General features: G+C 37.4%; 27 protein-coding genes and 1 pseudogene. 17 read left to right on the forward strand and 11 right to left on the reverse strand.

Annotated features, from left to right (window positions below; genetic code table 11):
* Positions 1-23: 23 nt before the first annotated feature.
* From J4G44_RS08975 to J4G44_RS09000, 6 genes are all read left to right on the forward strand, one after another.
* Entirely contained in the window at positions 24-335 is a 312-nt protein-coding gene (locus tag J4G44_RS08975; RefSeq protein WP_004973501.1) for an ArsR/SmtB family transcription factor, read from the forward strand.
* Positions 336-453: 118 nt separating this feature from the next.
* Positions 454-2,178 carry a SulP family inorganic anion transporter gene (locus J4G44_RS08980; RefSeq protein ID WP_180158931.1) on the forward strand — a complete coding sequence of 575 codons (1,725 nt, stop codon included), beginning with the start codon at positions 454-456 and terminating at the stop codon, positions 2,176-2,178.
* Positions 2,179-2,390: 212 nt separating this feature from the next.
* Positions 2,391-3,587, forward strand: coding sequence for a serine/threonine transporter SstT (gene sstT / locus J4G44_RS08985; RefSeq protein WP_180158932.1), 1,197 nt, complete (start codon positions 2,391-2,393; stop codon positions 3,585-3,587).
* Between the two features lie 37 nt (positions 3,588-3,624).
* Complete coding sequence (locus J4G44_RS08990; protein WP_004973496.1) at positions 3,625-4,299, forward strand: YoaK family protein; 675 nt, start codon at positions 3,625-3,627, stop codon at positions 4,297-4,299.
* 15 nt (positions 4,300-4,314) lie between these two features.
* A complete protein-coding gene (locus J4G44_RS08995; protein ID WP_004973493.1) occupies positions 4,315-4,848 on the forward strand; it encodes a DUF2058 domain-containing protein in 534 nt (177 codons plus the stop codon).
* Positions 4,849-5,121: 273 nt separating this feature from the next.
* Positions 5,122-6,408, forward strand: a complete 1,287-nt coding sequence (locus tag J4G44_RS09000; protein ID WP_096901601.1) for a mechanosensitive ion channel family protein — start codon at positions 5,122-5,124, stop codon at positions 6,406-6,408.
* Between the two features lie 487 nt (positions 6,409-6,895).
* Here the strand turns inward: J4G44_RS09000 and J4G44_RS09005 are convergent, their stop codons facing one another.
* Positions 6,896-7,378: a hypothetical protein gene (locus J4G44_RS09005; RefSeq protein WP_004973490.1), complete on the reverse strand. Its 483-nt coding sequence runs from the start codon at positions 7,376-7,378 to the stop codon at positions 6,896-6,898.
* Between the two features lie 230 nt (positions 7,379-7,608).
* Here J4G44_RS09005 and J4G44_RS09010 point away from each other — a divergent pair, with 230 nt between their 5' ends.
* Together J4G44_RS09010 and J4G44_RS09015 are read left to right on the forward strand one after the other, a co-directional pair.
* Positions 7,609-9,042 carry a GGDEF domain-containing protein gene (locus J4G44_RS09010; RefSeq protein WP_207973578.1) on the forward strand — a complete coding sequence of 478 codons (1,434 nt, stop codon included), beginning with the start codon at positions 7,609-7,611 and terminating at the stop codon, positions 9,040-9,042.
* Between the two features lie 51 nt (positions 9,043-9,093).
* A complete protein-coding gene (locus J4G44_RS09015) occupies positions 9,094-10,584 on the forward strand; it encodes an amidase (protein WP_207973579.1) in 1,491 nt (496 codons plus the stop codon).
* A 99-nt stretch (positions 10,585-10,683) separates the two neighbouring features.
* Here J4G44_RS09015 and J4G44_RS09020 read toward each other — a convergent pair whose 3' ends face one another.
* The 3 genes and pseudogenes from J4G44_RS09020 to J4G44_RS09030 all read right to left on the reverse strand — a co-directional run bounded on the left by J4G44_RS09020 (position 10,684) and on the right by J4G44_RS09030 (position 12,797).
* On the reverse strand, positions 10,684-11,865 hold the full coding sequence (locus tag J4G44_RS09020; protein ID WP_004973484.1) for an MFS transporter: 1,182 nt from the start codon (positions 11,863-11,865) through the stop codon (positions 10,684-10,686).
* Positions 11,866-12,053: 188 nt separating this feature from the next.
* Positions 12,054-12,254 (reverse strand): annotated as a pseudogene (locus J4G44_RS09025) (I78 family peptidase inhibitor); the annotation flags it as partial.
* Positions 12,255-12,491: 237 nt separating this feature from the next.
* Positions 12,492-12,797: a DUF4298 domain-containing protein gene (locus J4G44_RS09030; RefSeq protein ID WP_096901595.1), complete on the reverse strand. Its 306-nt coding sequence runs from the start codon at positions 12,795-12,797 to the stop codon at positions 12,492-12,494.
* Positions 12,798-13,062: 265 nt separating this feature from the next.
* Here J4G44_RS09030 and J4G44_RS09035 point away from each other — a divergent pair, with 265 nt between their 5' ends.
* The 5 genes from J4G44_RS09035 to J4G44_RS09055 all read left to right on the forward strand — a co-directional run bounded on the left by J4G44_RS09035 (position 13,063) and on the right by J4G44_RS09055 (position 15,672).
* Entirely contained in the window at positions 13,063-13,416 is a 354-nt protein-coding gene (locus J4G44_RS09035) for a hypothetical protein (protein WP_004973479.1), read from the forward strand.
* Positions 13,417-13,573: 157 nt separating this feature from the next.
* Positions 13,574-14,649 (forward strand): IS3-like element ISAba20 family transposase gene (locus J4G44_RS09040; protein ID WP_085945815.1). Its coding sequence is split into 2 segments (ribosomal slippage): positions 13,574-13,826 and positions 13,826-14,649, totalling 1,077 coding nucleotides; the frame shifts between segments, so codons are not numbered across the junction.
* A 39-nt stretch (positions 14,650-14,688) separates the two neighbouring features.
* Entirely contained in the window at positions 14,689-15,045 is a 357-nt protein-coding gene (locus J4G44_RS09045; RefSeq protein ID WP_207973580.1) for a hypothetical protein, read from the forward strand.
* Positions 15,042-15,491: a hypothetical protein gene (locus J4G44_RS09050; RefSeq protein ID WP_096901592.1), complete on the forward strand. Its 450-nt coding sequence runs from the start codon at positions 15,042-15,044 to the stop codon at positions 15,489-15,491. The genes J4G44_RS09045 and J4G44_RS09050 overlap by 4 nt, the downstream gene beginning before the upstream one ends.
* Before the next feature lie 43 nt (positions 15,492-15,534).
* Positions 15,535-15,672: a hypothetical protein gene (locus J4G44_RS09055; RefSeq protein WP_158660382.1), complete on the forward strand. Its 138-nt coding sequence runs from the start codon at positions 15,535-15,537 to the stop codon at positions 15,670-15,672.
* Between the two features lie 489 nt (positions 15,673-16,161).
* On the opposite strand, the gene J4G44_RS09060 is transcribed toward J4G44_RS09055, so the two are convergent.
* Together J4G44_RS09060 and J4G44_RS09065 are read right to left on the reverse strand one after the other, a co-directional pair.
* Complete coding sequence (locus tag J4G44_RS09060; protein ID WP_004973471.1) at positions 16,162-16,323, reverse strand: hypothetical protein; 162 nt, start codon at positions 16,321-16,323, stop codon at positions 16,162-16,164.
* A 532-nt stretch (positions 16,324-16,855) separates the two neighbouring features.
* A complete protein-coding gene (locus tag J4G44_RS09065; RefSeq protein WP_026438431.1) occupies positions 16,856-17,086 on the reverse strand; it encodes a hypothetical protein in 231 nt (76 codons plus the stop codon).
* 212 nt (positions 17,087-17,298) lie between these two features.
* Here J4G44_RS09065 and J4G44_RS09070 point away from each other — a divergent pair, with 212 nt between their 5' ends.
* Positions 17,299-17,793, forward strand: a complete 495-nt coding sequence (locus J4G44_RS09070; protein ID WP_096901591.1) for a CinA family protein — start codon at positions 17,299-17,301, stop codon at positions 17,791-17,793.
* A gap of 7 nt (positions 17,794-17,800) precedes the next feature.
* On the opposite strand, the gene J4G44_RS09075 is transcribed toward J4G44_RS09070, so the two are convergent.
* The 4 genes from J4G44_RS09075 to prpB all read right to left on the reverse strand — a co-directional run bounded on the left by J4G44_RS09075 (position 17,801) and on the right by prpB (position 20,627).
* On the reverse strand, positions 17,801-18,076 hold the full coding sequence (locus J4G44_RS09075; RefSeq protein WP_004973465.1) for a type II toxin-antitoxin system RelE/ParE family toxin: 276 nt from the start codon (positions 18,074-18,076) through the stop codon (positions 17,801-17,803).
* A 5-nt stretch (positions 18,077-18,081) separates the two neighbouring features.
* Positions 18,082-18,303 (reverse strand): TA system antitoxin ParD family protein, encoded by a 222-nt coding sequence (locus J4G44_RS09080; protein WP_004973462.1) that lies wholly within the window; start codon positions 18,301-18,303, stop codon positions 18,082-18,084.
* A gap of 298 nt (positions 18,304-18,601) precedes the next feature.
* Positions 18,602-19,738, reverse strand: a complete 1,137-nt coding sequence (gene prpC, locus J4G44_RS09085) for a bifunctional 2-methylcitrate synthase/citrate synthase (RefSeq protein ID WP_207973581.1) — start codon at positions 19,736-19,738, stop codon at positions 18,602-18,604.
* A gap of 4 nt (positions 19,739-19,742) precedes the next feature.
* The gene (gene prpB, locus J4G44_RS09090) at positions 19,743-20,627 is read right to left on the reverse strand and encodes a methylisocitrate lyase (RefSeq protein ID WP_004973459.1); all 885 of its coding nucleotides are present in this window, start codon (positions 20,625-20,627) and stop codon (positions 19,743-19,745) included.
* A 336-nt stretch (positions 20,628-20,963) separates the two neighbouring features.
* Between prpB and J4G44_RS09095 the strand changes: the two genes are divergently transcribed.
* From J4G44_RS09095 to J4G44_RS09105, 3 genes are all read left to right on the forward strand, one after another.
* Positions 20,964-21,614, forward strand: a complete 651-nt coding sequence (locus J4G44_RS09095) for a TetR/AcrR family transcriptional regulator (RefSeq protein WP_207973582.1) — start codon at positions 20,964-20,966, stop codon at positions 21,612-21,614.
* 112 nt (positions 21,615-21,726) lie between these two features.
* Positions 21,727-22,647, forward strand: coding sequence for an ornithine carbamoyltransferase (gene argF, locus J4G44_RS09100; protein ID WP_004973455.1), 921 nt, complete (start codon positions 21,727-21,729; stop codon positions 22,645-22,647).
* Between the two features lie 148 nt (positions 22,648-22,795).
* Positions 22,796-23,284 (forward strand): hypothetical protein, encoded by a 489-nt coding sequence (locus tag J4G44_RS09105; RefSeq protein ID WP_207973583.1) that lies wholly within the window; start codon positions 22,796-22,798, stop codon positions 23,282-23,284.
* Positions 23,285-23,359: 75 nt separating this feature from the next.
* Here the strand turns inward: J4G44_RS09105 and J4G44_RS09110 are convergent, their stop codons facing one another.
* Positions 23,360-23,713, reverse strand: coding sequence for a YnfA family protein (locus tag J4G44_RS09110; protein WP_004973443.1), 354 nt, complete (start codon positions 23,711-23,713; stop codon positions 23,360-23,362).
* Positions 23,714-23,771: the final 58 nt, after the last annotated feature.

Here is a 23,771-nt window from a genome sequence, read left to right on the forward strand (position 1 = left end):
CTGTAAATTAAGAGAATAAAACAATGAACGATGGTCTTGAAATCACATCAATGCGTGAATCTGCGGATACCGTTGTTGGAATTTTAAAATCTTTGGCGAATAGTGACCGTCTTTTAATTCTTTGTCATTTATCTCAACAAGAATTAAACGTATCGCAAATTGAAGAAATAACTCAAATTCATCAGCCTACTTTATCGCAACAATTAATGATGCTGCGTAAAAGTGATGTGGTGAATACCCGCCGTGATGGCAAGCAAATTTTTTATTCAATTAAAGATGAAAAAATGGTGCAGGTACTTAATACCCTCTATGCACTTTATTGCCCGCAGGTCTAAATGATAATGCCTGTATTATCAGGCATTACCATAAAACTTGAATACTCTCCTGCTATTTCAAAGACTTCTTAGCATTTTTTGTTCATAATATATCTAAATTTATGATTTAGATTTCAGTATGTCAGATTTCAATTCACGTTTGGCTCGTGTACTACCTGCTTGGCAATGGCTGCGAAAATACAATGCAGAAACATTGAAATCTGATCTGCTGTCTGCGTTTATTGTCATTGCCATGTTGGTACCTCAAGGAATGGCCTATGCCATGCTTGCAGGTTTGCCTCCTGTCATGGGTTTATACGCGAGCGTGATCCCCATGATTATGTACGCCTTGGTTGGTGGCAGCCCAACCTTGTCCATTGGCCCAGTCGCCATTATTTCTATGATGACCTTTGCGACGCTCAATCCTTTATTTGAAGTCGGCTCGGCAGCTTATATTCAAGCAGCCTGTTTACTTGCTGTGATGGTCGGCATTATTTCGCTACTTTTAGGGATTTTTCGCTTCGGTTTTTTAATTCAACTCATTAGCCATCCTGTTATTAAAAGCTTCATTATTGCCTCTGCATTAATGATTGCGATTGGACAGCTTAAATTTGTGTTAGACATCCCCCTTAAAGCCAATAACTTACCTGAGTTCTTATACAGCTTTTGGAAATATATGGGACAAACCCATTTTTATAGCGTGCTCTTGGGTGTTGCTGCCATTTTATTTCTAATTTATGCCCCTAAAATCATCAACAGTAATGCCATTCGTGAGCGTGTTCGAGGTAGCGGCTTTATCTTAAAAGCCTTGCCATTGGTATTGGTGATCGGTTCAATTGCTTTGGTTTATTCATTGCATTTGCAACAAATCGGCATTAAAACAGTCGGAGAAATTCCTTCAGGATTTCCGCCTATTCAATTCCCTGAATGGAATGCACAACTTGTTCTACAACTCCTTCCTGGCGCAGCCATGATTGCCATGATCAGTTTTGTGGAATCTCTGTCTATTGCGCAAGCCACCGCCTTACAACAACGTAGTCACTTAAATAGCAATCAGGAACTGATTGCACTCGGTTTAGCCAATTTTGGCGCAGGTGTTAGCTCCTCTTTTCCCGTCACAGGCAGTTTGTCGCGTACCGTGGTCAATGCCGATGCAGGTGCAAAAACACCCATGGCAGGTGTATTTACCTCCATCGTGATTGTTATTGTCAGTTTATACTTCACGGGATTTTTCCAAGACTTACCACTGGCTGTTTTGGCTGCAACCATTATTGTTTCAATTTGGAAACTGGTCGAGTTCCAATCTTTTAAAGAAACTTGGCGTTATTCCAAAGCCGATGGTCTAGCCATGTGGGTGACGTTCTTTGGCGTCATATTGATTGATATTTCGACAGGTTTAATTATTGGAATTGTATCTACCTTTATTCTAATGTTGTGGCGTATTAGCCGACCACATATTGCGGTGATCGGTTTACTTGAAGGCACACAACATTTTCGTAATATTCAGCGCCATCAAGTGCGTACCGCGCCACACGTACTTTCCATGCGAATTGACGAAAATCTAACCTTTTTAAATGCCAATACTTTAAAAGGCTTTTTTATTAATCAAGTCAGTCAAAACCCTCAGTTAAAGCATGTTGTGGTGAATTGTTCGAGTATTAGCAGTATTGATTTAAGTGCGCTCGAAATGCTGGAAGATTTAAATCTGGAACTTAAAAAATTGAATATCTGTCTGCATTTTTCTGAAATTAAAGGCCCAGTAATGGACAAATTACAACACTCAAAACTTTTGCAGCATTTAAATGGAAAAGTTTTTTTTTCACATTATTTAGCCATGCAAGAGCTTGCGCCTGAACTGACTTAAAGATCAAGAAATTGATCTTTAATTTTATCTTTAAAACTGGATGTTCAACACACATACTTTTTGATCAATGAGTACTTTTATCTTGCTGAAATTTAAACAGTTTAATAAATATCACTTTTAAAAATATAGACTTAATTTTTATATCAAAATTATTTTTAAGCACATGGATATTTCAGTATAAAATAGCCGCTTTTCTTTTACCTTATTTTCGTATGTTTTCAGCTTTTTTGCGTTTGAGTTTAGTCTCCCGAATTATGATTGCAATTGTACTCGGTGTGGCTGTTGCAATTTTATTTCCAGAATCTGCGCCTTATTTAAGCCTTTTGGGTGATTTATTTATTAAAGCCCTAAAGTCTGTTGCGCCAATTTTAGTGTTTATTTTGGTCATGGCATCCATTGCCAATTTTAAAATTGGAAGCAGCAATGCTTATATCAAACCGATTATGCTGATGTATGCGATTGGTATGTTCTTGGCTGCGCTCAGTGCGGTCATTGCAAGCTCACTTTTCCCAAGTACATTATTTTTAGGTGTTGCGACACAGGCAGATTTAACACCGCCGGGTAGTCTTGCTGAAATTTTGAAAAACCTTTTACTTAGTTTTGTTGCTAACCCTGTAGTTGCCATTGCCGAAGCCAACTTTATTGGTATTTTGGCTTGGGCTGTGGCTTTAGGGATTGCCTTCCGCCATGCTACAGAGTCCACCAAAGCATTGTTGAATGATGCAGCCAATGCAGTCAATCGCGTTATTCGCTTGGTGATTAACTTTGCACCTTTCGGTATTTTTGGCTTGGTTGCCGTGACATTTGCCGATGCAGGCTTGAGCACCTTAGCCAGTTATGCTCAATTATTGGCAGTCTTGTTAGGTACGATGTTCTTTGTCGCGTTAGTCATCAACCCAATCATGGTGGCATTTGTGACCCGCAGCAATCCTTATCCTTTAGTTTTTCAATGCTTACGCGAAAGCGGTATTACCGCATTCTTTACCCGTAGTTCTGCAGCCAATATCCCTGTCAATTTAGACTTAGCCAAGCGTTTAGGCGTACAGGAATCAACCGCGAGTGTTGCAATTCCGTTAGGTGCAGTAATTAACATGGCAGGCGCATCGGTCACCATTACCGTTTTGACCTTAGCTGCGGTAAATACTTTAGGAATTTCTGTCGATTTTAGCACCATGCTGATTTTATCTGTGGTTGCAACGGTGTCGGCATGTGGTGCTTCAGGCGTTGCTGGCGGGTCGTTACTGCTGATTCCTGTAGCGTGTGGCTTATTTGGTATTTCTTCAGATATTGCTATGCAAGTTGTTGCGATTGGTATGGTCATTAGCGTATTGCAAGATTCAACCGAAACTGCGCTTAACTCATCTACCGATGTGCTATTTACTACTGCGGTTGACCGTGGTTTGAGTTAAGATACAATGCGTTAGGAAACTTACGCAATCACTCATTATGCCTTTTCAAACTTTACCCCTTTGGGTGCAATTTGGTGCTTTTTTTCTAGCCGTCAATGCTGGAATTATTAACGTACTCGGATTGGTGACCGTATTGCACCAGTCCGTTTCGCACATGACTGGTAACGTTAGTATCTTGGCGATGGCGCTAATCGACTGGAAACCAGAAGCCATGATTTTCTTGTTTCTGGTGATTTTGTGCTACGTGATTGGCTCATTTTATAGCGGCGTCATTTTAGGAAATAGCAATTTTCGCTTAGGGCGTCGCTATGGTTTTCCCATGAGTTTGGTGGCTTTTTTTATTTTAATCTGCTGGGTATTATTGCCTTATTTCCCACGTTATGCCCTGCTTTGGGCGTCAGTTGCCATGGGCATACAAAATGCCATGATCAGCTACTATAAAGGCACCATCATCCGCACCACACATTTATCTGGGGTATTGACCGATTTAGGCTTAGCCCTCGGTTATCGAGTGCGGGGCTTACAAGTTGAAAAAAGACGTATTGTTTTACACCTACTGATTTTAATTGGTTTCTTTGTGGGTGGATTACTCGCTGCAGCCATTTATCCTACATTTAAACTGAATTCTTTTCTGGTACCTGCAGGACTCAGCCTAAGTTTGAGTTTGGTGTATTGGATTATTTATTTTCGCTATCGACATCTTCAACATTAAGTTTCGGAAATTATCATGGTTAAAAATGCACTACAGGCACAATTGCTCAAAGCGGGTTTAGTGGATAATAAAAAAGCAAAAAAACTGTCTAAACAAACCTTACACGAACAGCGCACAGGTGAAAGTAAAGATGCTGAAGTGAAAGCCAAAATTGCACAGGCACAGCAAGAAAAACTCGCCAAAGACCAAGCTATTGAGCAAGAAAAGAAAGCCGCTTTACAGGAAAAAGAACTGAAAGCAGCAATTATGCAAATGATTCAGCAGCATAAAATTCGTGATACCGATGGTGAAGTGGCTTATCAGTTTTTAGATGGCAAGATTAAAAAAGTGTATATCAATCAACAAATTTACAATGCACTCGTGGCAGGTAGTTTGGTGATTGCCAAAGAAAATGACAGTTATGCGTTCCTGCCTAAAGCTTTAGCTGAACGTATTAATAGCAAAATGGAAGGCTTTATTATTGTCAATAATGCCGAGAAAAATGAAGCCACGACAGATGAAGAAGATCCATACGCAGCCTATGTGATTCCAGATGATTTAATGTGGTAGATCACGCAAGTATTTATGCAAATATTTATGCTAGGTATCTATTCAAAGCCAGTATCTGTACTGGCTTTTTTATTATGACTGCAACTTGATTGAAAACTTTCAGTAAAAACAAATAATTGAAATGTAGCAAAAAGTTACTCAGCCTTCAAATTTAAACTTTAGTCGATACACTATCTAACAATTTCATACATCAATGAAGAATTAAGGTGAATTGCAGGCCAAAATTCTAAGTGCCGTGCAGACGAAAATCAGCAACCTTAAAGCGAGGACCTTTTGCAAGAATTTAATTTTATTCAAAATATTCAGGAATGGTATAACCAATACCCTTGGTTAGAAATGCTGACCTCACTCAGTATTGTGATTCTACTGGCAATTTTAGCCAACTTTATTGCCAAGCAAATTGTAGTGCGCGGGATTCGCAAACTGATTTCTAAAATGACCTTTGCCAATAGTGAAATTATTTCACAGCATAGTGTCATCCGACGTATTGCCAACATTGTCCCAGCTGTCGTGATTATGAACGGCATCACCACCGTACCGCATTTGTCAGATAAAGTAGAAAGCTTTGTGCAAATGGGGGCGCAAGCCTTTATATTCCTGACCATTGCATTGGCAATTTCTGAATTTTTAAATATTTTTAACCTGTTCTATCAACGCAACCCTAAGTCACGCAACAAGCCAATTAAGGGCTATTTGCAGTTAGTTAAACTCATTATTTATGTGGTCTGTGCCCTCATGATTTTAGGCACTTTCCTGAAAAAAGATGTGTTTACCTTACTCGCAGGTTTTGGTGCGATGGCTGCTGTTTTGATGTTGGTTTTCCAAAATACCATTTTATCTCTAGTGGCTTCGGTACAAATTTCTTCCTACGATATGGTACGGATTGGTGACTGGATTGAAATGCCTTCTTTAAATGCCGATGGTGATGTCATTGATATGTCATTACATACAGTCACCGTGCAAAACTGGGATAAAACCCTGACCACTATTCCAACCAATAAACTCATTACCGATACCTTTAAAAACTGGCGTGGCATGCAGGAAGCTGGTGCCCGACGTATTAAACGTGCCATTTTAATTGATCAAAGTTCTGTGCACTTTATGACTGAACATGAACAAAGCAAACTTAAAGAGTTTTTGTTATTGGATCAATATTTACATAGCAAAAATGAAGAAATTGAGCAGTTTAATCAGCAGTTAGCAAATCAATCACAATACAACCAACGCCGTTTAACCAATTTAGGGACTTTCCGCGCCTATGTTGAGTTTTATCTGAAACAGCATCCTGGCATTAATCAATCTCAGTCATTGATTATTCGTCAACTACAGCCAAGCAGTGAAGGTTTACCACTAGAAATTTATGCCTTTACCAAAACCACTGCATGGAAAGAATATGAAAGTATTCAATCCGATATTTTTGATCATTTGCTGGCAATTATTCCGGAGTTTGGCTTAAAAGTGTATCAAGCCCCATCGGGTTCAGATTTAAAGCAAATTGCTGCACCATTTAAAGCAAGTTCTGTCCAAAGTCTAAATCCTTTAGAAATTGACGAGGCATAATTATGGATTTATTGCTGAGCCATGTGTCGCAAAATGCTTGCATGGCTCAGTAGCCGTTTTTATTTTCAGCAAGACGATAAAATTTTCATTAAATTAAAATGCACTCGTACACTCGTATATGAATAAGAGAAAATAAAGTCTTATTTGTAAGAGCTTTGTTGAAACAAATATCTAACACTGTGTTTTAATTATATTTAAATTTCCTCAAACCTTTAAATCACAGCTTGCTCCAAATTTATGTAATAAGGTCATTGCCGGTTGAAAAAGTCTAATGATTCTAAGAATTCACCTAACTTTTCAACTCACTAAAATGTGTCGCTCTTGTTAATTGATTCTGGATTCGAAAAATGATCATCAATAATTCGTCTAATGAAAGATTGAAATTCACTACTTTTGTGCTTTAGCGCTCTAGATGATCAATACACGCGCTACAGGATGAGGGGTACGAGTTTATAAAAGATCTCTAATAGACCAAATAATGAAAAGTTTAAGGCAGGACGCGGTACAACGTCGCAAAACATTGTTCTGCTTTTTCATTACTACAGAAATTAATGGTGTGCGCATTTTTCCATTTTACAAAATATTGTGAAATGTCCCCTGTTTGGTCTTCCTGATATCCAGAACAATCCACTTCATTATTGTCATATTTAACTTGCAAAATTAAAGCCGGTAACGAATTTGCAGGGTCTTGTGAAGGTTGATAATCATATACACCTGCAGACCATTCTTGACCGCTTTTAATCACCACATCGCTATTACTTTTAAAGTTGTAATATTCAATACATTTACGATTATTTGGGATTTGCATGCCCCACAGTCCCACAATTTCTGGACGGGTCACCACACGAAATTTATTGGTCGTTTCTGCTGCTACTGGCGTTAACTTGGCTGAATCTATTGTTGTATTTTCATTCGCAATCGCGCAGACAGAACATAAGCTTAAAACTGTGGTTAGATATATTTTTTTCATACATTTATTTAAAGATATAAACCGTTTAGACAACTTAGCATATTTTTAATCCAAATCTGCAAGCATAAACATAAGACAACAATTTTATTTAACGAAAATGTGACTTAGTTTACATTTAATCGACTTTGTAGGTAATGGTTATTTGATATGATCGCCTTTCTGTTGTGAACGTCACACTCATTCAAGTTTTTTTCCTAATTATCAACCCATTGCAAAAGTGAGTTTAGTACTTGCAAAACTTTAGCATACCGCAAACTATATCTTCGACTCAAAAGCAAATATTTGCCTTTGGACTGCTAGCCGTTGTGGTATTTTTTTCTTGTTTATTGGGTATTTTTACTCGCCCACTTAGCTACTTTTCTTTTTTTTGGCCAAGCAACGCCCTCTTGTTGGGGCTACTCATTCGCTTTCCATCTTTAAAAAGTTTTGGTGGAATTTTGGGTGCTTTTTTTGGCTATATGGGCGCCGATTTGGTCACAGACAATACTTTCCTGATGACGCTAGGTTTAACGCTTTCCAACTTTGTAGCTGTTTTTAGTGGGTTGTTTTTCTTTAATTTTGCCCGCGCTAAACTTCCAGCGAGCAATAATAATGTGTCAGAGCTATATCCACATATTATTGCTGTAACTTTAGGCTGTTTCTTTGGGGCTTTATTTGCCATTCTTCTGCTGCCAAATTTGCCGCACACCTTTATGTTAAAAGAAAATCGTTGGATTGATTTTTTTACTTGGTGGTCTGGTGAAATTTTAAATGCGGTAATTGTCTTACCTTTAATTTTGGCTGCCCCAGGCTGGTCTAAATTCAAAAAACTTATAAATAATCAATATGCTAAAGAAACTCAAATTCAGGATATCTTGCCCTTTTTTGCATTACTGATCTCTATCGCCTGCACCCATATTTTTTATGGACCAGGTGCATTGTTGTATCCATTGGCTGCATTAATTTGGGCAGCTGCCAGCTATCAACTTTTTAATTTGGCACTGATTAATAGCTTGGTCTGTTTAACTCTGTATCACAGCGTCACAGGCTTGTTTATAGATCAAGTGAATTCGAGTTATTTAACCACCATTATTTCTATTCGTGTGGGTTTAATTATTTTAGGTCTTGCCACGTTAATTTTATGTGTGATTAGCCAAAACCGAAATCAGTTGTATAGAGAAGTATTGTATTTGGCAAATCATGACAGTTTAACCGAAACACTGAACCGCCGTAGTTTTACTCAGTTAAGTGAAAAAGCTTTAAAGCATAAAAACAATCATTCATTGTCTTTAATTATGTTAGATATCGACGATTTTAAAAAAATGAATGATCAATATGGGCATTATGTCGGTGACCGTGCTTTGCAACATCTCTCTAACATCGTTAAAAGCAATTTACGTGATCACGATTTATTTTGTCGCATTGGTGGTGAAGAGTTCATTATTTTGCTGAACAATAATAACTTAAATAAAACTCAACGCATTGCAGAACGTATTCGTATGTGTATTGAACATCAAGCGTTAAATTTAGAAAACCTTGAACCCATTCATTTTACAGTAAGCATGGGCGTGTCACATACACACTTACCCACCAATCTCCCTTTACAAGATTTAATTATTCAGGCAGATCAGGCTCTATATCAGGCAAAAATGCAAGGTCGTAATCGGGTCATTCTTGCTTCTTAAACAAAAATAGCATACAACATCAATTTGACAATACAGATTTTCAGGATTGAAATGAAACTTGCAGAATACCTCCAATATGATGCTTTAGGCTTGGCAGAGCTGGTTGCCAAAAAGGATGTTCAGGCCTCAGAATTATTAGATATTGCGTTACAACGTGCTGAACAAACCAATCCACAATTAAATGCCATTATTATTCCTATGCATGAACATGCACGGCAGCGCACACAAACAAAATTAACAGGCCCATTTGCAGGTGTGCCCTTTTTAGTCAAAGACTTATTTCAACAATATGCAGGCTATCCGACTTCATTTGGTTGTCAGGGTTTAAAACGTGCGCATCATCTTGCAGAACAAAATGCAGAAATTGTAAATCGTTGGGAAAATAGCGGAATCGTTACCTTTGGACGTACCAACACGCCTGAATTTGGGATTAAAGGGATAACCGAGCCAGATGCTTGGGGTGCATGTAAAAATCCATGGAATTTGAAACACAATAGTGGTGGTTCTTCTGGTGGTTCTGCGTCTGCAGTTGCGGCAGGTATTGTGCCGATTGCAGGGGCAAGTGATGGCGGTGGTTCAATTCGTATTCCTGCGTCTTACTGTGGTTTGTTTGGTTTAAAACCAAGTCGTGGACGCACCCCGTGGGGGCCACAACTCAGTGAAGCCATGCATGGTGCAGCGATGCAACATATTTTAAGTAAAAGTGTACGTGACAGTGCGGCAATGCTCGATGCAACTCATGGCGCAGATGGTCATTCACTTTTCAAAATTGAAGCTCCTGAACGCAGTTATTTAGATGCAATTCAGCAAGCGCCAAAAAAATTAAGAATCGCATATTCGACCCATTCTCCGATTGGTACAGCTGTTTCACAAGATGCCATCAATGCCATTCAAAAAACCGTACAGCTTTTAGAATCTTTAGGGCATGAAGTGGTTGAAGACCGTCCTGCTATTGATGGCATGCAATTGGCCAAAGATTTCATTACCACATGGTTTAGCCAATTTGCTTATTTAATTGCTGAAATTCAAACTCGCCTGCCAAATCATTCCGATAATTTTGAGCTAGACTCTTTGGCTTTGGCTGCCTTTGGCGCAAAAACCACGTCAGTAGATTACATTCGCAATTTGAATAATTGGGGGGTATATGTCGCACAAATGAATCAATTCTTTGAGCGTTATGATTTATACCTCATCCCTGCAACTGCCTCAGTTGCACCAAAAAATGGCGAAGTTAAAACTCCTGCATGGCAAAAACCAATTTTAAAAACACTATTACATGCAGGTAAAGCACATTGGTTAGCGCAAGGTAAATTGGTCGATCGCATTGTCAAAGAAAACCTAAAATGGGTGCCATTTACTCAACTTGCCAATATTACTGGGCTGCCTGCAATGTCTGTGCCATTGTATTGGAATAAAGATAACTTACCATTGGGTTCGCAATTTATTGCGCCTTTTGCACGTGAAGATGTGCTTTTACAACTGGCTGCACAACTTGAAACGGCTCAACCGTGGTGGCATCAATACGCTAAAATCCGTATTTAATGTAGCAATCAATTAGTAAGAAGCAAGCAAACTATACCCATCCAACTTTGCTTGCTTCTATTTTTGATAAAAGAACGGTATCACTGCAAAATCACCAATCTAGGCTTTGGTATCACTCGACATTGACTGCGATTCTAATTGCTTTGGCAATCCCCAAATAAAACACAGACCAACGAGTGTAGATAATCCTGCAAAAATAAAAATCCATTCGCCTGAAACAATATCCCAATAATGCCCTGCCAAAATACTCCCCAGTGCAACACCTAAACCCCACATGGTACTGTAAAGTGCTTGCCCACGACCTTGTTGCCCTGCAGAAAAGTTTTGAAAAATCACCCGCATGGCAATGATATGAAATAATCCAAAACTAAAGGCATGGATGCTTTGTGCAAAAAAATGTGCAAAAAATATGGATGGAAATAAACCAACTATCACCCAACGTAAGCCTGTTAAAATTAAACATACGGCAACCAGTGAACGCCAAGACCAACGCTTTAAAAACAAACTCGCATAGGCAAACATAATGATTTCAGCAACCACCCCGACAGACCACAATAAACCGATCTGACTTGTGCTAAATCCTGCCTGACTTAAAAAATTACTATAAAAACTATAAAATGGTGCATGCGAAAACAGTAAAATCAATTCAATTATAAAAAATGAATAGACTACTGGGCGCTTTAAAATAGGCAATAAGGGTTCAAGTTGTTTTTGTGCAATGGGTGCGGAGCTTGGTTCTTGAATACTGAATGACCATAGAAATGCCAGTAAAGAAATACTGAGTAGCAACATCGGTAACATGGAGATTGGTATAATTTCCAAAATAGCACCTATGCCAAAAACCCCGACAATAAAACCTATAGAGCCCCATTTACGCACTTTGCCATAGAGTTCCGCACGTTTCTCGCCCAACCAAAACAAAGTCACGCCTTCAAATTGTGCCAAAATTGCGTTTTGGAAAAAGCTAAAAATTAGCATGAGTAATGCAACAGACTGAAAGCTATTCGGAACAATAAAAATCAGTAACCAAATGCTGGCTTCCATCCAAGTTGCGATGCGTACCAAAAGCATCCGTTTGCCTGATTTATCTGCAATCCATCCCCAAATAAAAGGCGCGAAAAAGCGCGTTAAAATGGCAATGGAAGATAAAACACCAATTTCCTGATAATTAAAGCCTTGATCTTCTAAGTACAGGCTCCAAAAAGGCAAAAACGTCCCAACAATTGCATAGTAGAAAAAGTAGAATCCACCTAAACGTGTCGATATATTCAAGGCTTGCATCAATGTATATTTCCTTGATTTTTCAAACACATAAATAAGTGCATTTCTAACCTGATCTAAAATTTTAAGACAACCGATATATTAACACTGTAGTACTTTAATTTTGAGTGATTGGCTGATTAAAACGAAAAACCCTGAAAATCAGATCAAATTTTCAGGGTAATATTGAGAAAATTTCTTAAAATTGTTTAGCCGCAAGAAGCTTGTAGAATAATTTTAGTTTTCGGATCGACCACCACAGTGACTCGATTCATACGATAATCCATTGTTACAGGCTGACCTGGTGTAACCATTCTCACAATTTCAGCTCGGGTAAGCTCTTTAATTTGTGTTTCAGTCAAACCTGTTTTACCAACTAACTGCGCAGCAGATTCTGGGACACAATTTTGCATGGTCTGTGGCACCTGAGTTTGTTCATTGATAGGCTGATTACTACACGCAGCTAAAGTTGCCACACTTAAAACAGCCAAAACACTATATAACTTTTTCATGTTGATACTCGTTTTTAATTTCTTCAAACCAACTCAAAATAACATAACTGATTAAATATGCAGTAAATTTACTGAATAAAACTGTGATGATAGTTTTATTGATCAAAATAAATTAGATGTAAGTTTGGATTAAGTTTAATTCTCAATCACACTTAAACTCAGTTTCATCCAATCAATTGCCTGTTGGCGACGCTCTTCTAAAGCATTCCATAGCGTATCTTGCGATAATATAGAATATTCCCCTTCGCGGCAGCTAAGTTCAGGCGCATTTTCATAGTCCTCAAGCCATTGTTCACTTTGATAATAGGCCTGTAATTCTTGCCAGAGCTTTTCTGCAGCTTGCCATTTTTGCTGCGCTTCTCGCATCTGTCGATGTAAATCATGCCATTGCTCATATTGTTGCTGTAAAACCTGAGCATCGTACATTTTATTTTTACTCATAGCTGAAATTCAAAAATTAAGATGACATGAGCGTACAATAATTCAAGATCAAGGAATGTGAGTGTATGTAGGTTTTATTTAAAGAAACATATATTGCTATATTTTTTTGCATTAATTTTTAAAGAAGACAATTCCTGATTTATTTAGTCAACTTTAGCTTCATTACTTTCAGTAAAATTTAGTATAAAAGTGTAATTCCATCTTTTTATCAAAAGTTAAAGTCATTAGTATAAGTTTGCTTCAATTTTTTAGAAAAGGTACAAAAATGAAATATATTTTAGGGGCAACATTACTTGCATTCGGTTTAATGGGATGTAACTCAAATTTAAATAATGAAGTGAGCCAAGAAAAAGTACAAAGTAATGCACCTGCAGAAACACAAGTTATTTATTTTAATGGCCCACAAGATTTAACCATTGAATTAAAATCTTCAGATAATTTTGAAACTGCAGAAATGGTAGATAATTCAGACACAGTTTATCATTTAAAACGTGCTGTATCTGGTAGCGGTATTTTACTGAGCAATGATGATGGTGTATCTATTCACTTTAAAGGTGGTGAAGGAGTACTTGAGTTAGTCAAAGATCAGCCTATTAATATTACTGAATTTAAAAAATAGATTTTTTGCTGATTTTAGGAATACATAAGGACGAAAGTAATAATACTATTGGTAATTACATAGTCGAAGGCACCAAGCCATCAACTGGTAATCCCCCCTAAAAATAATTGAGTTTAAAAGTAGAAAATCGAATAACCTTGATTTAAGGAGATTTTCTATGAAAACATCTAAGTATTCAGACAGCTTGATCATGAGTATCTTGAAGCAAGCTGAAGCAGGAACACCCATACCGAACTTGTGCCGCGAACATGGTATGAGCTCTGCTACATTCTACAAGTGGAAGTCCAAATATGGCGGCATGGATCTTTCAATGATGACGCGGCTTAAAGAACTTGAGGCTGAAAATGCCCGTTTAAAACGCATGTATGCTGATGAGCGGCTAAAGTCAGACATCTTGCAAGATGCACTTTTAAAAAAGTTTTAAGGCCTGTTCAGCGAAAGTCACTTGCTCAGCAAGCTACTGAGCAATTTAAGATTTCAATCAGCATGGCCTGCTTAATTTTTAAAGTCAGTCAAACGTGTTATCGCTATAAAGCTCGTTTAGATGAAGAGAATCAACAGATTGCCGAATGGTTGATTCAATTAACCAATGATCATAAAACATGGGGCTTCAAGCTTTGTTTCCTGTATTTGCGTAATGTTAAAAAATACAAATGGAACCACAAACGTGTCTATCGCATTTATAAGGAGCTTGAGCTTAATTTAAGAATCAAGCCTAATAAGCGGATTAAACGAGAACAGCCTGAAACCCTTGCAGTACCGACAGCTAAGAATGAATCATGGTCAATGGACTTTATGTATGATCAACTCAGTGATGGACGTAGTTATCGAGTTCACAACGTGATTGATGACTATAATCGCGAGTCATTGGATATATTGATTGACTTTTCGTTGCCAGCAGAACGTGTGCTGAGAGGACTTGATCAGCTCATTGAATGGCGAGGTAAACCTAAACGCATTAGAACCGACAATGGCCCAGAGTATATAAGTGAGCTGATGGAAAAGTGGTGTGATCAGCATGGTATTGAGCATGTATTTACTCAACCAGGCAATCCACAGCAAAATGCATATGTTGAGCGATTTAATCGTACAGTACGTTATGAGTGTCTAAATCAATATTTATTTCGAGATCTGAGCGAGGTGCAGGACTATACAACTGACTGGCAGTACTTTTATAATCATGAACGACCTCATATGTCAGTAAATGGTTGTCCACCTATTTTTAAACAATAACAAGGGCTTTAGATTTTCTACCCATTAATTCAATTAAAAATGGGGGTATTACCAACTAAAGATAAAGTTATTAATGTTGAAACACAATATTATGAAAATCCAGGACATCATAACTTGAAAGATGGAAATATGCCTTATAACTCTACTAAAGCAATAATTCCTGACAATCATGTAAAATTATGGGAAAACAGTGTAAAAATTGATAGTGATCCAAAAAATAGATGGGCAATTGAAAATAAAGATGGGAAGGTCATTTATCATAGGTTTCAAGATGATGGTAATGGCAATTTCCATTGGAATGGTTCGACAAAAGGTATTACGTCCTCAGGAAAGGAACGAAATATCAAGATTTCTGATGTCCCTTCTGACTTGATAAAAATGGTAGATAGCAAATGAATAGAATTGGAAACGATCAAGTTTTTATAGAGTTTGATGGAAATTATCAGAATAGTAATTTCATCCCATTGCGTTTATGTATTGAGGGGGAGTATCTAGGAACTTTAGACTCTCCTACTTATGTGACTAGCTTTATAAATTCACTAAAAAACTTACTAAATGATAATTACTATTATAGCAATGTGATAAATGATGAAAATTGTAAAAAATTTTTCTATCCTAAAGGTTTATTATCTGAGAATTACAGAATCACTTTAGAAGAAACCTTTGATGATTTCAGTAAAAGGGCAGCAAGGAATAATAATACTATTTATTTTACTTGGTTTTTATATGAAGATCATTTTTTTGAATACAAAGATAACATTGTAAATAAGGTAATTTTTTCTAAATGTAAAAGTCTAGATTTACTCAATTTAATAGATGATTTTCTTGAAGTAATTAATTAAGGGGCTGTAGTCGATAAGGCTAAATACCCACCAAAATTAGGAGATGACAACAGCACTCAATGGTCTTTCAGCAGCGATTAGTACAGGGATGGTAACGGTTGCGAAGAAAGGTGGTGGTATTGTTATTGATACTGCTAAAAGTACTAAACGTATTTTAGAGCCTGTAAATTATTTTGTGTAAGTTCGATTTTTTAATCGATCATCGAACGTAATCGTAAATCAGTTCATCGCTAAATGATATAAGTAGCGCTGTTGTGCAATATTGGCATTTGAATACTTTTTATGAGGTTCATTCTTCTTGTAATTCTATTACTGAATAAACCCTAAGTGGCCGACTTGGAATAGGAATGAGTGGTAGGGAACGAATAGGAATAGGTGGTAGGTTTATGCAGGAATATGCACCTTATTTTGATCTTTATAATAAAGGTCACTTTTGTACATAAAAATAATGACTTATCTTAATAAATACTGCGCTAGTCTAAATTTTAGACAAAAAAAATCCCACATGGGAATGTGGGAAAACTAAGAAACTACAGCTATGTTTCGTTCATTTATTTTATCGTCATCTGACCGACAAACAGTGGCATAAAATTACTTTTTTAAGTCTATTTTTCACCTTTAACATATCCCATTGGATCCGCATCGAAGTATACGATTTACACCTAGATTATTATTTCCGATCTAACTCTACTAGACCCTGTCTTGCTTCTGTAATGATCAGCTGAATTTCTTCATTTTGCTTTCTCTTTTGTTCAAAATACACATAAATGCCTAGAGAAAATCCCACAGCTAAAATGATCAGCGTCATCATGATAATTGCATTATGATTCATTATATTTAGCCCCTTTAAACTTCCTCACTATTGTGAGATGCAAGGACTATACACAGCAATAACAAAAATGCTCAATTCCAATAAAGAAAATACACTGTTTTTTTTAATTTTATCTAAGAAAAACACTTTATTATTTAACAATATAATAAAAACCAAAATGTAACACGCATTCAAAAAATACGTTAAAATTCAATTATATTTTGTTCTATCTGTCATGATTATATTTTTAAGATATTTTAATTAATTTTCTCTCTATCTCAATTATCAGTCTGTTTAAATAAAAATTGATCTAAAAAACATAAGCTTATTTAAGCCATTACAGCCCGTTTGAAAAATGCTAATCTACAAAAACACCAACACAAATATGTGACGTAGTTAGCATTTTTAATCAATTCTTCAATTTTTTCTTGTGATGTGAAATACAATTTTTTGCATCCAGTGACTAAAAAAACACCAACTTCGATACGCTCCACTGATGCTCAATCATTCTGCTGTTATATTGAAGCTCTGACTAATCTAGATTGAAATGACTTTAAATCACCAAAACTCTGACAATGATGGTTTGATGTTCTTCATTTTCCTCAATCAACTGTAAACGCTTTTGTTCTTTACTCACCACTTTAAAGCGCAAGTTTTGATATTCAATAATGCTTGGAATTTGGTCAAAATATTGTGCATCAGCATCAATTTCATCCTCAAATAATGATGTACCAAGTTGATAGTCCAAACTTTTTAAAACGATATATTTCACCGTTGTTTTCATCACAGCATCCTTTTTATTACTTTTTGCTTTACTTTTATTTGTATCACCGTTCATGCCACGATTAAACCTATAATTGTAAATTTTGCTGTATTTATAGGCAGTTAAATCGTGAACATTCTTATTTTAGCATTTCACTTTTTGATGTTTTTTCGCACAAGTCGACAAAATTCAGTACACTTGAGCAACTTATTCTATTCACTTGCAGATTTATCATGCTCAAACAATGCTGTGCCATACTTGAACAACGCCAACAGACTGTGGCTTTTATTGAAAGTGCCAGCTCAGGTTACTTATGTAGTCAGTTTTCTATTTATAAAAATAGCGGTGCCAATATTTTACTTGGTGGATTAGTCAGTTACGACCCAAGCATTAAACGTGAGATTTTGCATGTGAATAGTGACTTAATTGCCACCTATACCGCTGAATCCGCAGAAGTCACACAAGCCATGGCAGTTCAAGGCAAAAAACTATTTCAACATGCTGATTTTATTGTGGCATGCACAGGGTTACTGAAACCAGGCGGCAGTGCCACACCAGAAAAACCTGTAGGGACATTTTTTATCGCCATTCATTATCAGCAGCAAACTTTTCAGTACAAATATTTTTTAGATGGCAATCCATTACAACGACTAGAACAGCTCACTCTGTTAGTCGCTCAAGACCTGATTGATCTAATGCAAGATACAAACACTTGTACTGCACCCTGAAGTAAACCTATCTTTTTAAGTCTCTATAAAAATTCTCATGACTGCCCAATTTTAAAAGATAGAGTGTCATGATTTCGTCATCACTCACAGAGTAAGCCAGTAGCACAAGCTGTTTGTCCATTTTAAATTTATAAACAAATACTCCTGCTAAATCCCCCACTTTAGCTTCTCCGATATCAGGATTATTCCAAACGGTTATTACGGCATTATCAACATCTTTTTTCTGCTGCTTGGTTAGTTTTTTCACTGTCCGTTCAAATAAGGGAGTTTGTTGTATATTCATTGAACTCAACCAAAGCTATATGGTGTTGTATTCCCTGCTTTGACATGCGCCATACTAAGCAACAAATCTGCTATATCTTGAAAAGTTAAATCGGGATTGTCTTGTGCGATTTTTCCAATTTTAGCCCAGTACTCAATTTGTTTAGTTGCACTTCTACTTTCAGCCATCCCGTAAATCTTTGCTGATTCAACAATATCGCTGTCGATTTTAACTGCTACATGTGACATTGCTTTTTCCTCATATTAGTTATGGAATAAATTTTAGCCAATCATGCAACCATTTACAACCTTAAGAAACAAAATACAACAACCTTCTTTTATGATCAAATATTTAAAAATGCGCTATCGTACGCCCGATCTTTTTTAATTCTCTAACGCTTCAATAATTACTCATTGTATTTTTGACTACCCTCATCCAAACCTCAAAAAAAATAAGGTTCCATTGCTTAACAATGAAACCTTATCTTCAGCCTAAACTGCTGCATCACATGATGTTCATGCACGGTACAGCTTTTTAGACAACCAATTAAGCAGCCGAACGCTCTGCAATTGGTAAAACTTTACGCAATTCTGGGCCTGTATAATCTGCACTTGGGCGGATAATACGGTTATCTGCACGCTGTTCCATCACGTGTGCTGCCCAACCTGTTACACGGCTCATCACAAAGATTGGTGTAAATAGTTTGGTCGCAATACCCATAAAGTGATACGCAGACGCATGGAAGAAGTCAGCATTACAGAATAATTTCTTCTCACGCCACATCACTTCTTCACAACGCACCGATACAGGATAAAGTACTGTATCACCTACATCTTGCGCTAAACGCTCAGACCAGATTTTGATGATGCCGTTACGTGGATCATTGTCTTTATAAATCGCATGACCAAAGCCCATGATCTTTTCTTTACGTTCCAACTTGCCTAGCATTTCACGTTCAGCTTCTTCTGGCGATGTCCAATTTTCAATCATTTCCATCGCTGCTTCATTCGCGCCACCGTGTAATGGGCCACGTAATGAACCAATCGCGCCTGTAATACATGAATGCATGTCAGACAAAGTTGATGCGCAAACACGTGCTGTAAATGTTGATGCGTTGAACTCATGCTCTGCATACAAAATTAATGACACATTCATGACTTGTTCATGCAATTCATTTGGTTTTTCACCACGTAATAAATGCAGGAATTGTGCGCCAATTGAATCATCATCCGTATTTTCTTCAATACGCACGCCATCGTGGCTATAACGATACCAGTAGCAAATAATAGCTGGCAAAGTCGCCAAGATGCGGTCTGCTACATCTTGTTGCTGTTCAAATGACTGTTCGGTTTCTAAGTTACCTAGCATTGAAACACCTGTACGCATCACATCCATTGGGTGTGAATCTGCAGGAATACGCTCAAGCACTTCTTTGAGTGCTTGAGGCAATGCACGTAAAGATTTCAATTTTGCTTTATAGGCAGCCAATTGCTCTGAAGTCGGCAATTCACCAAAGAAAATCAAGTATGCAACTTCTTCAAACTGACAGTTTTCTGCCAAGTCTTGCACATCATAACCACGGTAAGTTAAGCCTGCGCCACTTTTACCAACAGTTGAGAGTGAGGTTTTACCTGCCACTTGTCCACGCAATCCTGCGCCTGTGAGTACTTTTCCTTCAGCCATTTTTTTAATTCTCCTGTTTGAACAGCTTGTCTAATGTATTTTCAAAAGTATGATAATCAAGGAATTCGTATAATTCTTTACGTTGTTGCATTTTGTCTAAGACATTCACTTGCGTGCCATCTTTACGAATGGATTGCATCACTTCAAGTGCTGCTTTTTGCATAGCACGAGTTGGTGAAAGTGGATACAACACCATGCGAATGCCCTGCTCAGCCAATTCTTCAGTGGTGTAATAAGGGGTATCACCAAACTCGGTAATGTTTGCCAATACAGGTACACCTACGGCATCACATACAGTTTTATACATGGTAATATCAGTCATAGCTTCTGCAAAAATTGCATCTGCACCCGCTTCCACACATGCGCAAGCACGGTCAATAACCGCCTGTAAACCTTCTTTTTGCAAGGCATCAGTACGTGCCATGACTACAAAGTTTGAATCGGTTTTCGCATCAACAGCAGCTTTAATACGATCAACCATTTCTTGCTGGGTTACAATTTCTTTGTTTGGACGATGTCCACAACGCTTTTGTGCAACCTGATCTTCAATATGAACTGCAGCAGCACCCGCAGCAATCATTTGTTTAATACTGCGGGCAATATTGAATGCACCGCCCCAACCTGTGTCAATATCCACCAATAATGGTGTATCAACACGCTCAGTAATACGACGTACATCTTCCAAGACGTTGTCTAAACTGGTCATGCCCAAGTCAGGTAAACCGTAAGAATAGTTGGCAACACCTGCACCAGATAAATAAATGGCTTTATAGCCCACTTGTTTTGCCATCATGGCAGCATAAGCATTTACCGTGCCGATAATTTGTAATGGCTTTTCGACTTCCAAGGCTTGTCTGAATCTTAAGCCCGCAGATGTTTGTTCTGTCATCTTCCTTTCCGCTTTTCTTACTATATTTTCGAGATTCGAGTATATCGAGAATGCGAGATCACGCCATGGCTTTTTAGAATCTATACTCTAAAACTTTAGTCAAATAATTTTCAAATTTATTGCACAATAAATTTTCGTGATGTTGGTTATTCTTTATTTTTGATAAACACAGCTTTTTAGTACACTAAATAAGCAAAATTTAAACTATTTTCTAAAAATATGGCTTTTTCAGCTCAAATCATGCCATGTGCAAGTACACTTCGACACAGCACGCTGTACATATATTTGTTATAATGACAATCTCCCTTCTATTTAATTGATGATTTTTTACTCAATATGCACGAACTCGCCCATTTCGCTCCTTTAGGTAAAGATATACCACCAACCAAGCGTGGTCATGAGCGATGTGTAGCGTTATTAGTCAGTGCAACTGAGCTATTTTTAGAGCGTGGTTACGATGCCGTATCCTTAGATGATATTGTGCAACACGCAGGCGGTTCTAAAGCGTCGATCTATAAATACTTTGGCAATAAAGAAGGGTTATTCAAAGCTATTTGTGATTATCGCCGTGATAAATTTTTTCAGGATATTCACATTCCCTTTGAACAAATTGATTCAAATTTACGTGGTTATTTGATTCAAACCTTATTGAATTTTTATCATCATATTTTGGAACCAGAAAATGCAGCCTTTATGCGTCTGGTATTAGAGCAAAGTCAGCGCAATCCTGATATTGCCTTACACATACATGAGCGCGGCCCTTTGCATGTGCAACTTTGTATTACCAAAGTATTGGAACATGCCAGTCAGCAAGGTTTAATTTGCTGTGAACAGCCTATTTATTCTGCACAACTGTATTTCGGTATTTTAAGAAATTTTGAATGGCGTATCATCATGGGTATTCCAAAACAAGAAACAGAACAAGAAACAACCAATTATGTAAGTTATTGTGTAGATCGCTTTCTAGACGCTCATCAAAAAGCTTAGATTTTTTGCAATTTCTGCATCCTATAGTATATTAGCCGATTCCCTTTTTCACTTAACCAACCAACAACTAATTGTTGTTTTTTCTCATTCAGCAATTATTGTGGAGTAACGAATGGCTCTACGTCACTTTCTAACATTACGCGATTTATCGACTTTAGAACTGAATCAAATTTTGCAACGCGCCATTGAGCTCAAGCGTAAACAGCATAACAATGAAGTTTTCCAGCCTTTTCCTGGCAAAGTCATGGGTATGATTTTTGAAAAATCCAGCACCCGAACCCGTGTATCGTTTGAAGCTGGCATGAGTCAGTTTGGTGGTAGCGCAATCTTCTTATCATCACGTGACACGCAATTAGGTCGCGGTGAGCCAATTGAAGATTCTGCTCGCGTCATTTCAAGTATGCTTGATATTGTGATGATTCGTACCTTTGGTCACGACATTGTAGAACGCTTTGCTTCTTATTCTAAAGTTCCTGTGATCAATGCCTTAACTGACGATCATCACCCATGCCAACTCCTTGCAGACATGCAAACCTATGTTGAACACCGTGGTTCAATTGAAGGTAAAACTGTGGCGTGGATTGGTGATGGCAACAATATGTGTAACTCATATATTGAAGCAGCACACATGTGGGGCTTTAATTTAAAAATTGCGACACCGAAAGGTTATGAGCCAGAACAGCGCTTCCTGTCTGAATTTGCACACTGCGTAGAATTGGTCGATTCTGCTGAGGATGCAGCAGTGAATGCTGATCTGATTGTGACCGATGTTTGGGCAAGCATGGGACAGGAAGAAGAACAAAAAATTCGTGAAAAAGCGTTTGCAGACTATCAAGTGAATGAACGCCTGATGGATTTAGCACATCCTGATTGTTTATTTATGCACTGCTTACCTGCGCACCGTGGTGAAGAAATTTCTGAAAATATGCTCGATCACAAAAATGCTGTAGTGTGGGATGAAGCAGAAAATCGCTTACATGCTCAAAAAGCATTGGTTGAGTTTTTATTGAATGAAAATCTTAAAAAAGACTAAGCTTTAAAACCCGTCTTAAATATTCGCAAAACTTTGATGAGTTTTGTTACAAACAGCACCAAAAGGTGCTGTTTTTTTATTTGGCTCGCTATAATCTTGAGTTATGGTCTATTTTTCTAAAATTTCTAAAAGAGCCTAGATAAACAATATGATTGATAAAACACTTACCACAATTACGCTGTGCACTACTACACTGATCGCGAGTGCTTCACTCTATGCCAAAGCCAGTGAATTAGATCAATATTTAGTCCAACAAAAGATTCTAAGTGCAGATTATAAAATTCAAAATGTTGCTGCATTAAATGAAATTTTAGATGTCATTAGTGATGAAGATTCTCGTACTATGCCTTATCAGGTCGATCAAAATACAGTGATTGAACAAAGTACGGCGACAGACAAACAAATCAATATTCGTGGCATGATTATTTCACCTGACTTCACGCAGTTTGTAGAAAGTACGGGTTATAACACTGTCAAAAATATGATTAAACAAAACTTAATTCATAATTGTGAATCTATTTTTGAGCATCAGTTCCAACGGGTAAATCCCTATGTATTGAACTTAAAACTCAGTGCAGAAAAAACCCAGTTTAATGTGCAATTGGCAAATAGCGAGTGCCAATTTAAAGCAGACTGAACTGTATTTAAAACTAAAACAACCTCAGCTTTAAGATTTAATGCCTAAGGTTTAATGCGTAAACCCAAATATAACCTAACGTATTAAACCTTGCGGTTGTAAAATAATGATCAATGCGCCTAAAACTACTATCATTCCACCGAACATATCCCAACGTGTTAAATTGACTTGATCTACATACTTTAACCAAATCAAGGCTGTACAAATATAAATACCACCATAAGCCGCATAAATTCGCCCCGATGCCGCAGGATGTAGAGTCAATAACCACACAAAAGCCGCTAAGGCTAAAATTGTTGGCAGCCATAACCACTGTGATTTCCCCTGATTTAAAATCAAATAAGGAAAATAACAGCCTAATATTTCCATAACTGCCGTAACAAAAAACAAGAACGTTGTGCTGGCAATTTTAGTGATCTGAAAATCCATAAATCCTGTGTGGTCTCTCTTTTAGCAGTAACGATTCAAGTTCACGCATCTGCGAATT

It is taken from the genome of Acinetobacter towneri, assembly GCF_017498585.1.
Taxonomy (GTDB): Bacteria; Pseudomonadota; Gammaproteobacteria; order Pseudomonadales; family Moraxellaceae; genus Acinetobacter; species Acinetobacter towneri.

What these genes read in the sequence shown, in the direction of transcription:
- J4G44_RS09055 (WP_158660382.1), top strand. Translation starts at nt 15,535, where the DNA reads ATGACAACAGCACTCAATGGTCTTTCAGCAGCGATTAGTACAGGGATG.
- J4G44_RS09060 (WP_004973471.1), bottom strand. Translation starts at nt 16,323, where the DNA reads ATGAATCATAATGCAATTATCATGATGACGCTGATCATTTTAGCTGTG.
- prpC (WP_207973581.1), bottom strand. Translation starts at nt 19,738, where the DNA reads ATGGCTGAAGGAAAAGTACTCACAGGCGCAGGATTGCGTGGACAAGTG.
- J4G44_RS09105 (WP_207973583.1), top strand. Translation starts at nt 22,796, where the DNA reads ATGATTGATAAAACACTTACCACAATTACGCTGTGCACTACTACACTG.
- J4G44_RS09070 (WP_096901591.1), top strand. Translation starts at nt 17,299, where the DNA reads ATGCTCAAACAATGCTGTGCCATACTTGAACAACGCCAACAGACTGTG.
- J4G44_RS09065 (WP_026438431.1), bottom strand. Translation starts at nt 17,086, where the DNA reads ATGAAAACAACGGTGAAATATATCGTTTTAAAAAGTTTGGACTATCAA.
- J4G44_RS09075 (WP_004973465.1), bottom strand. Translation starts at nt 18,076, where the DNA reads ATGAATATACAACAAACTCCCTTATTTGAACGGACAGTGAAAAAACTA.
- argF (WP_004973455.1), top strand. Translation starts at nt 21,727, where the DNA reads ATGGCTCTACGTCACTTTCTAACATTACGCGATTTATCGACTTTAGAA.
- J4G44_RS09015 (WP_207973579.1), top strand. Translation starts at nt 9,094, where the DNA reads ATGAAACTTGCAGAATACCTCCAATATGATGCTTTAGGCTTGGCAGAG.
- J4G44_RS09005 (WP_004973490.1), bottom strand. Translation starts at nt 7,378, where the DNA reads ATGAAAAAAATATATCTAACCACAGTTTTAAGCTTATGTTCTGTCTGC.
- J4G44_RS09080 (WP_004973462.1), bottom strand. Translation starts at nt 18,303, where the DNA reads ATGTCACATGTAGCAGTTAAAATCGACAGCGATATTGTTGAATCAGCA.
- J4G44_RS09020 (WP_004973484.1), bottom strand. Translation starts at nt 11,865, where the DNA reads ATGCAAGCCTTGAATATATCGACACGTTTAGGTGGATTCTACTTTTTC.
- J4G44_RS08975 (WP_004973501.1), top strand. Translation starts at nt 24, where the DNA reads ATGAACGATGGTCTTGAAATCACATCAATGCGTGAATCTGCGGATACC.
- J4G44_RS09095 (WP_207973582.1), top strand. Translation starts at nt 20,964, where the DNA reads ATGCACGAACTCGCCCATTTCGCTCCTTTAGGTAAAGATATACCACCA.
- sstT (WP_180158932.1), top strand. Translation starts at nt 2,391, where the DNA reads ATGTTTTCAGCTTTTTTGCGTTTGAGTTTAGTCTCCCGAATTATGATT.
- J4G44_RS08990 (WP_004973496.1), top strand. Translation starts at nt 3,625, where the DNA reads ATGCCTTTTCAAACTTTACCCCTTTGGGTGCAATTTGGTGCTTTTTTT.
- J4G44_RS08980 (WP_180158931.1), top strand. Translation starts at nt 454, where the DNA reads ATGTCAGATTTCAATTCACGTTTGGCTCGTGTACTACCTGCTTGGCAA.
- prpB (WP_004973459.1), bottom strand. Translation starts at nt 20,627, where the DNA reads ATGACAGAACAAACATCTGCGGGCTTAAGATTCAGACAAGCCTTGGAA.
- J4G44_RS08995 (WP_004973493.1), top strand. Translation starts at nt 4,315, where the DNA reads ATGGTTAAAAATGCACTACAGGCACAATTGCTCAAAGCGGGTTTAGTG.
- J4G44_RS09110 (WP_004973443.1), bottom strand. Translation starts at nt 23,713, where the DNA reads ATGGATTTTCAGATCACTAAAATTGCCAGCACAACGTTCTTGTTTTTT.
- J4G44_RS09030 (WP_096901595.1), bottom strand. Translation starts at nt 12,797, where the DNA reads ATGAGTAAAAATAAAATGTACGATGCTCAGGTTTTACAGCAACAATAT.
- J4G44_RS09050 (WP_096901592.1), top strand. Translation starts at nt 15,042, where the DNA reads ATGAATAGAATTGGAAACGATCAAGTTTTTATAGAGTTTGATGGAAAT.
- J4G44_RS09045 (WP_207973580.1), top strand. Translation starts at nt 14,689, where the DNA reads ATGGGGGTATTACCAACTAAAGATAAAGTTATTAATGTTGAAACACAA.
- J4G44_RS09035 (WP_004973479.1), top strand. Translation starts at nt 13,063, where the DNA reads ATGAAATATATTTTAGGGGCAACATTACTTGCATTCGGTTTAATGGGA.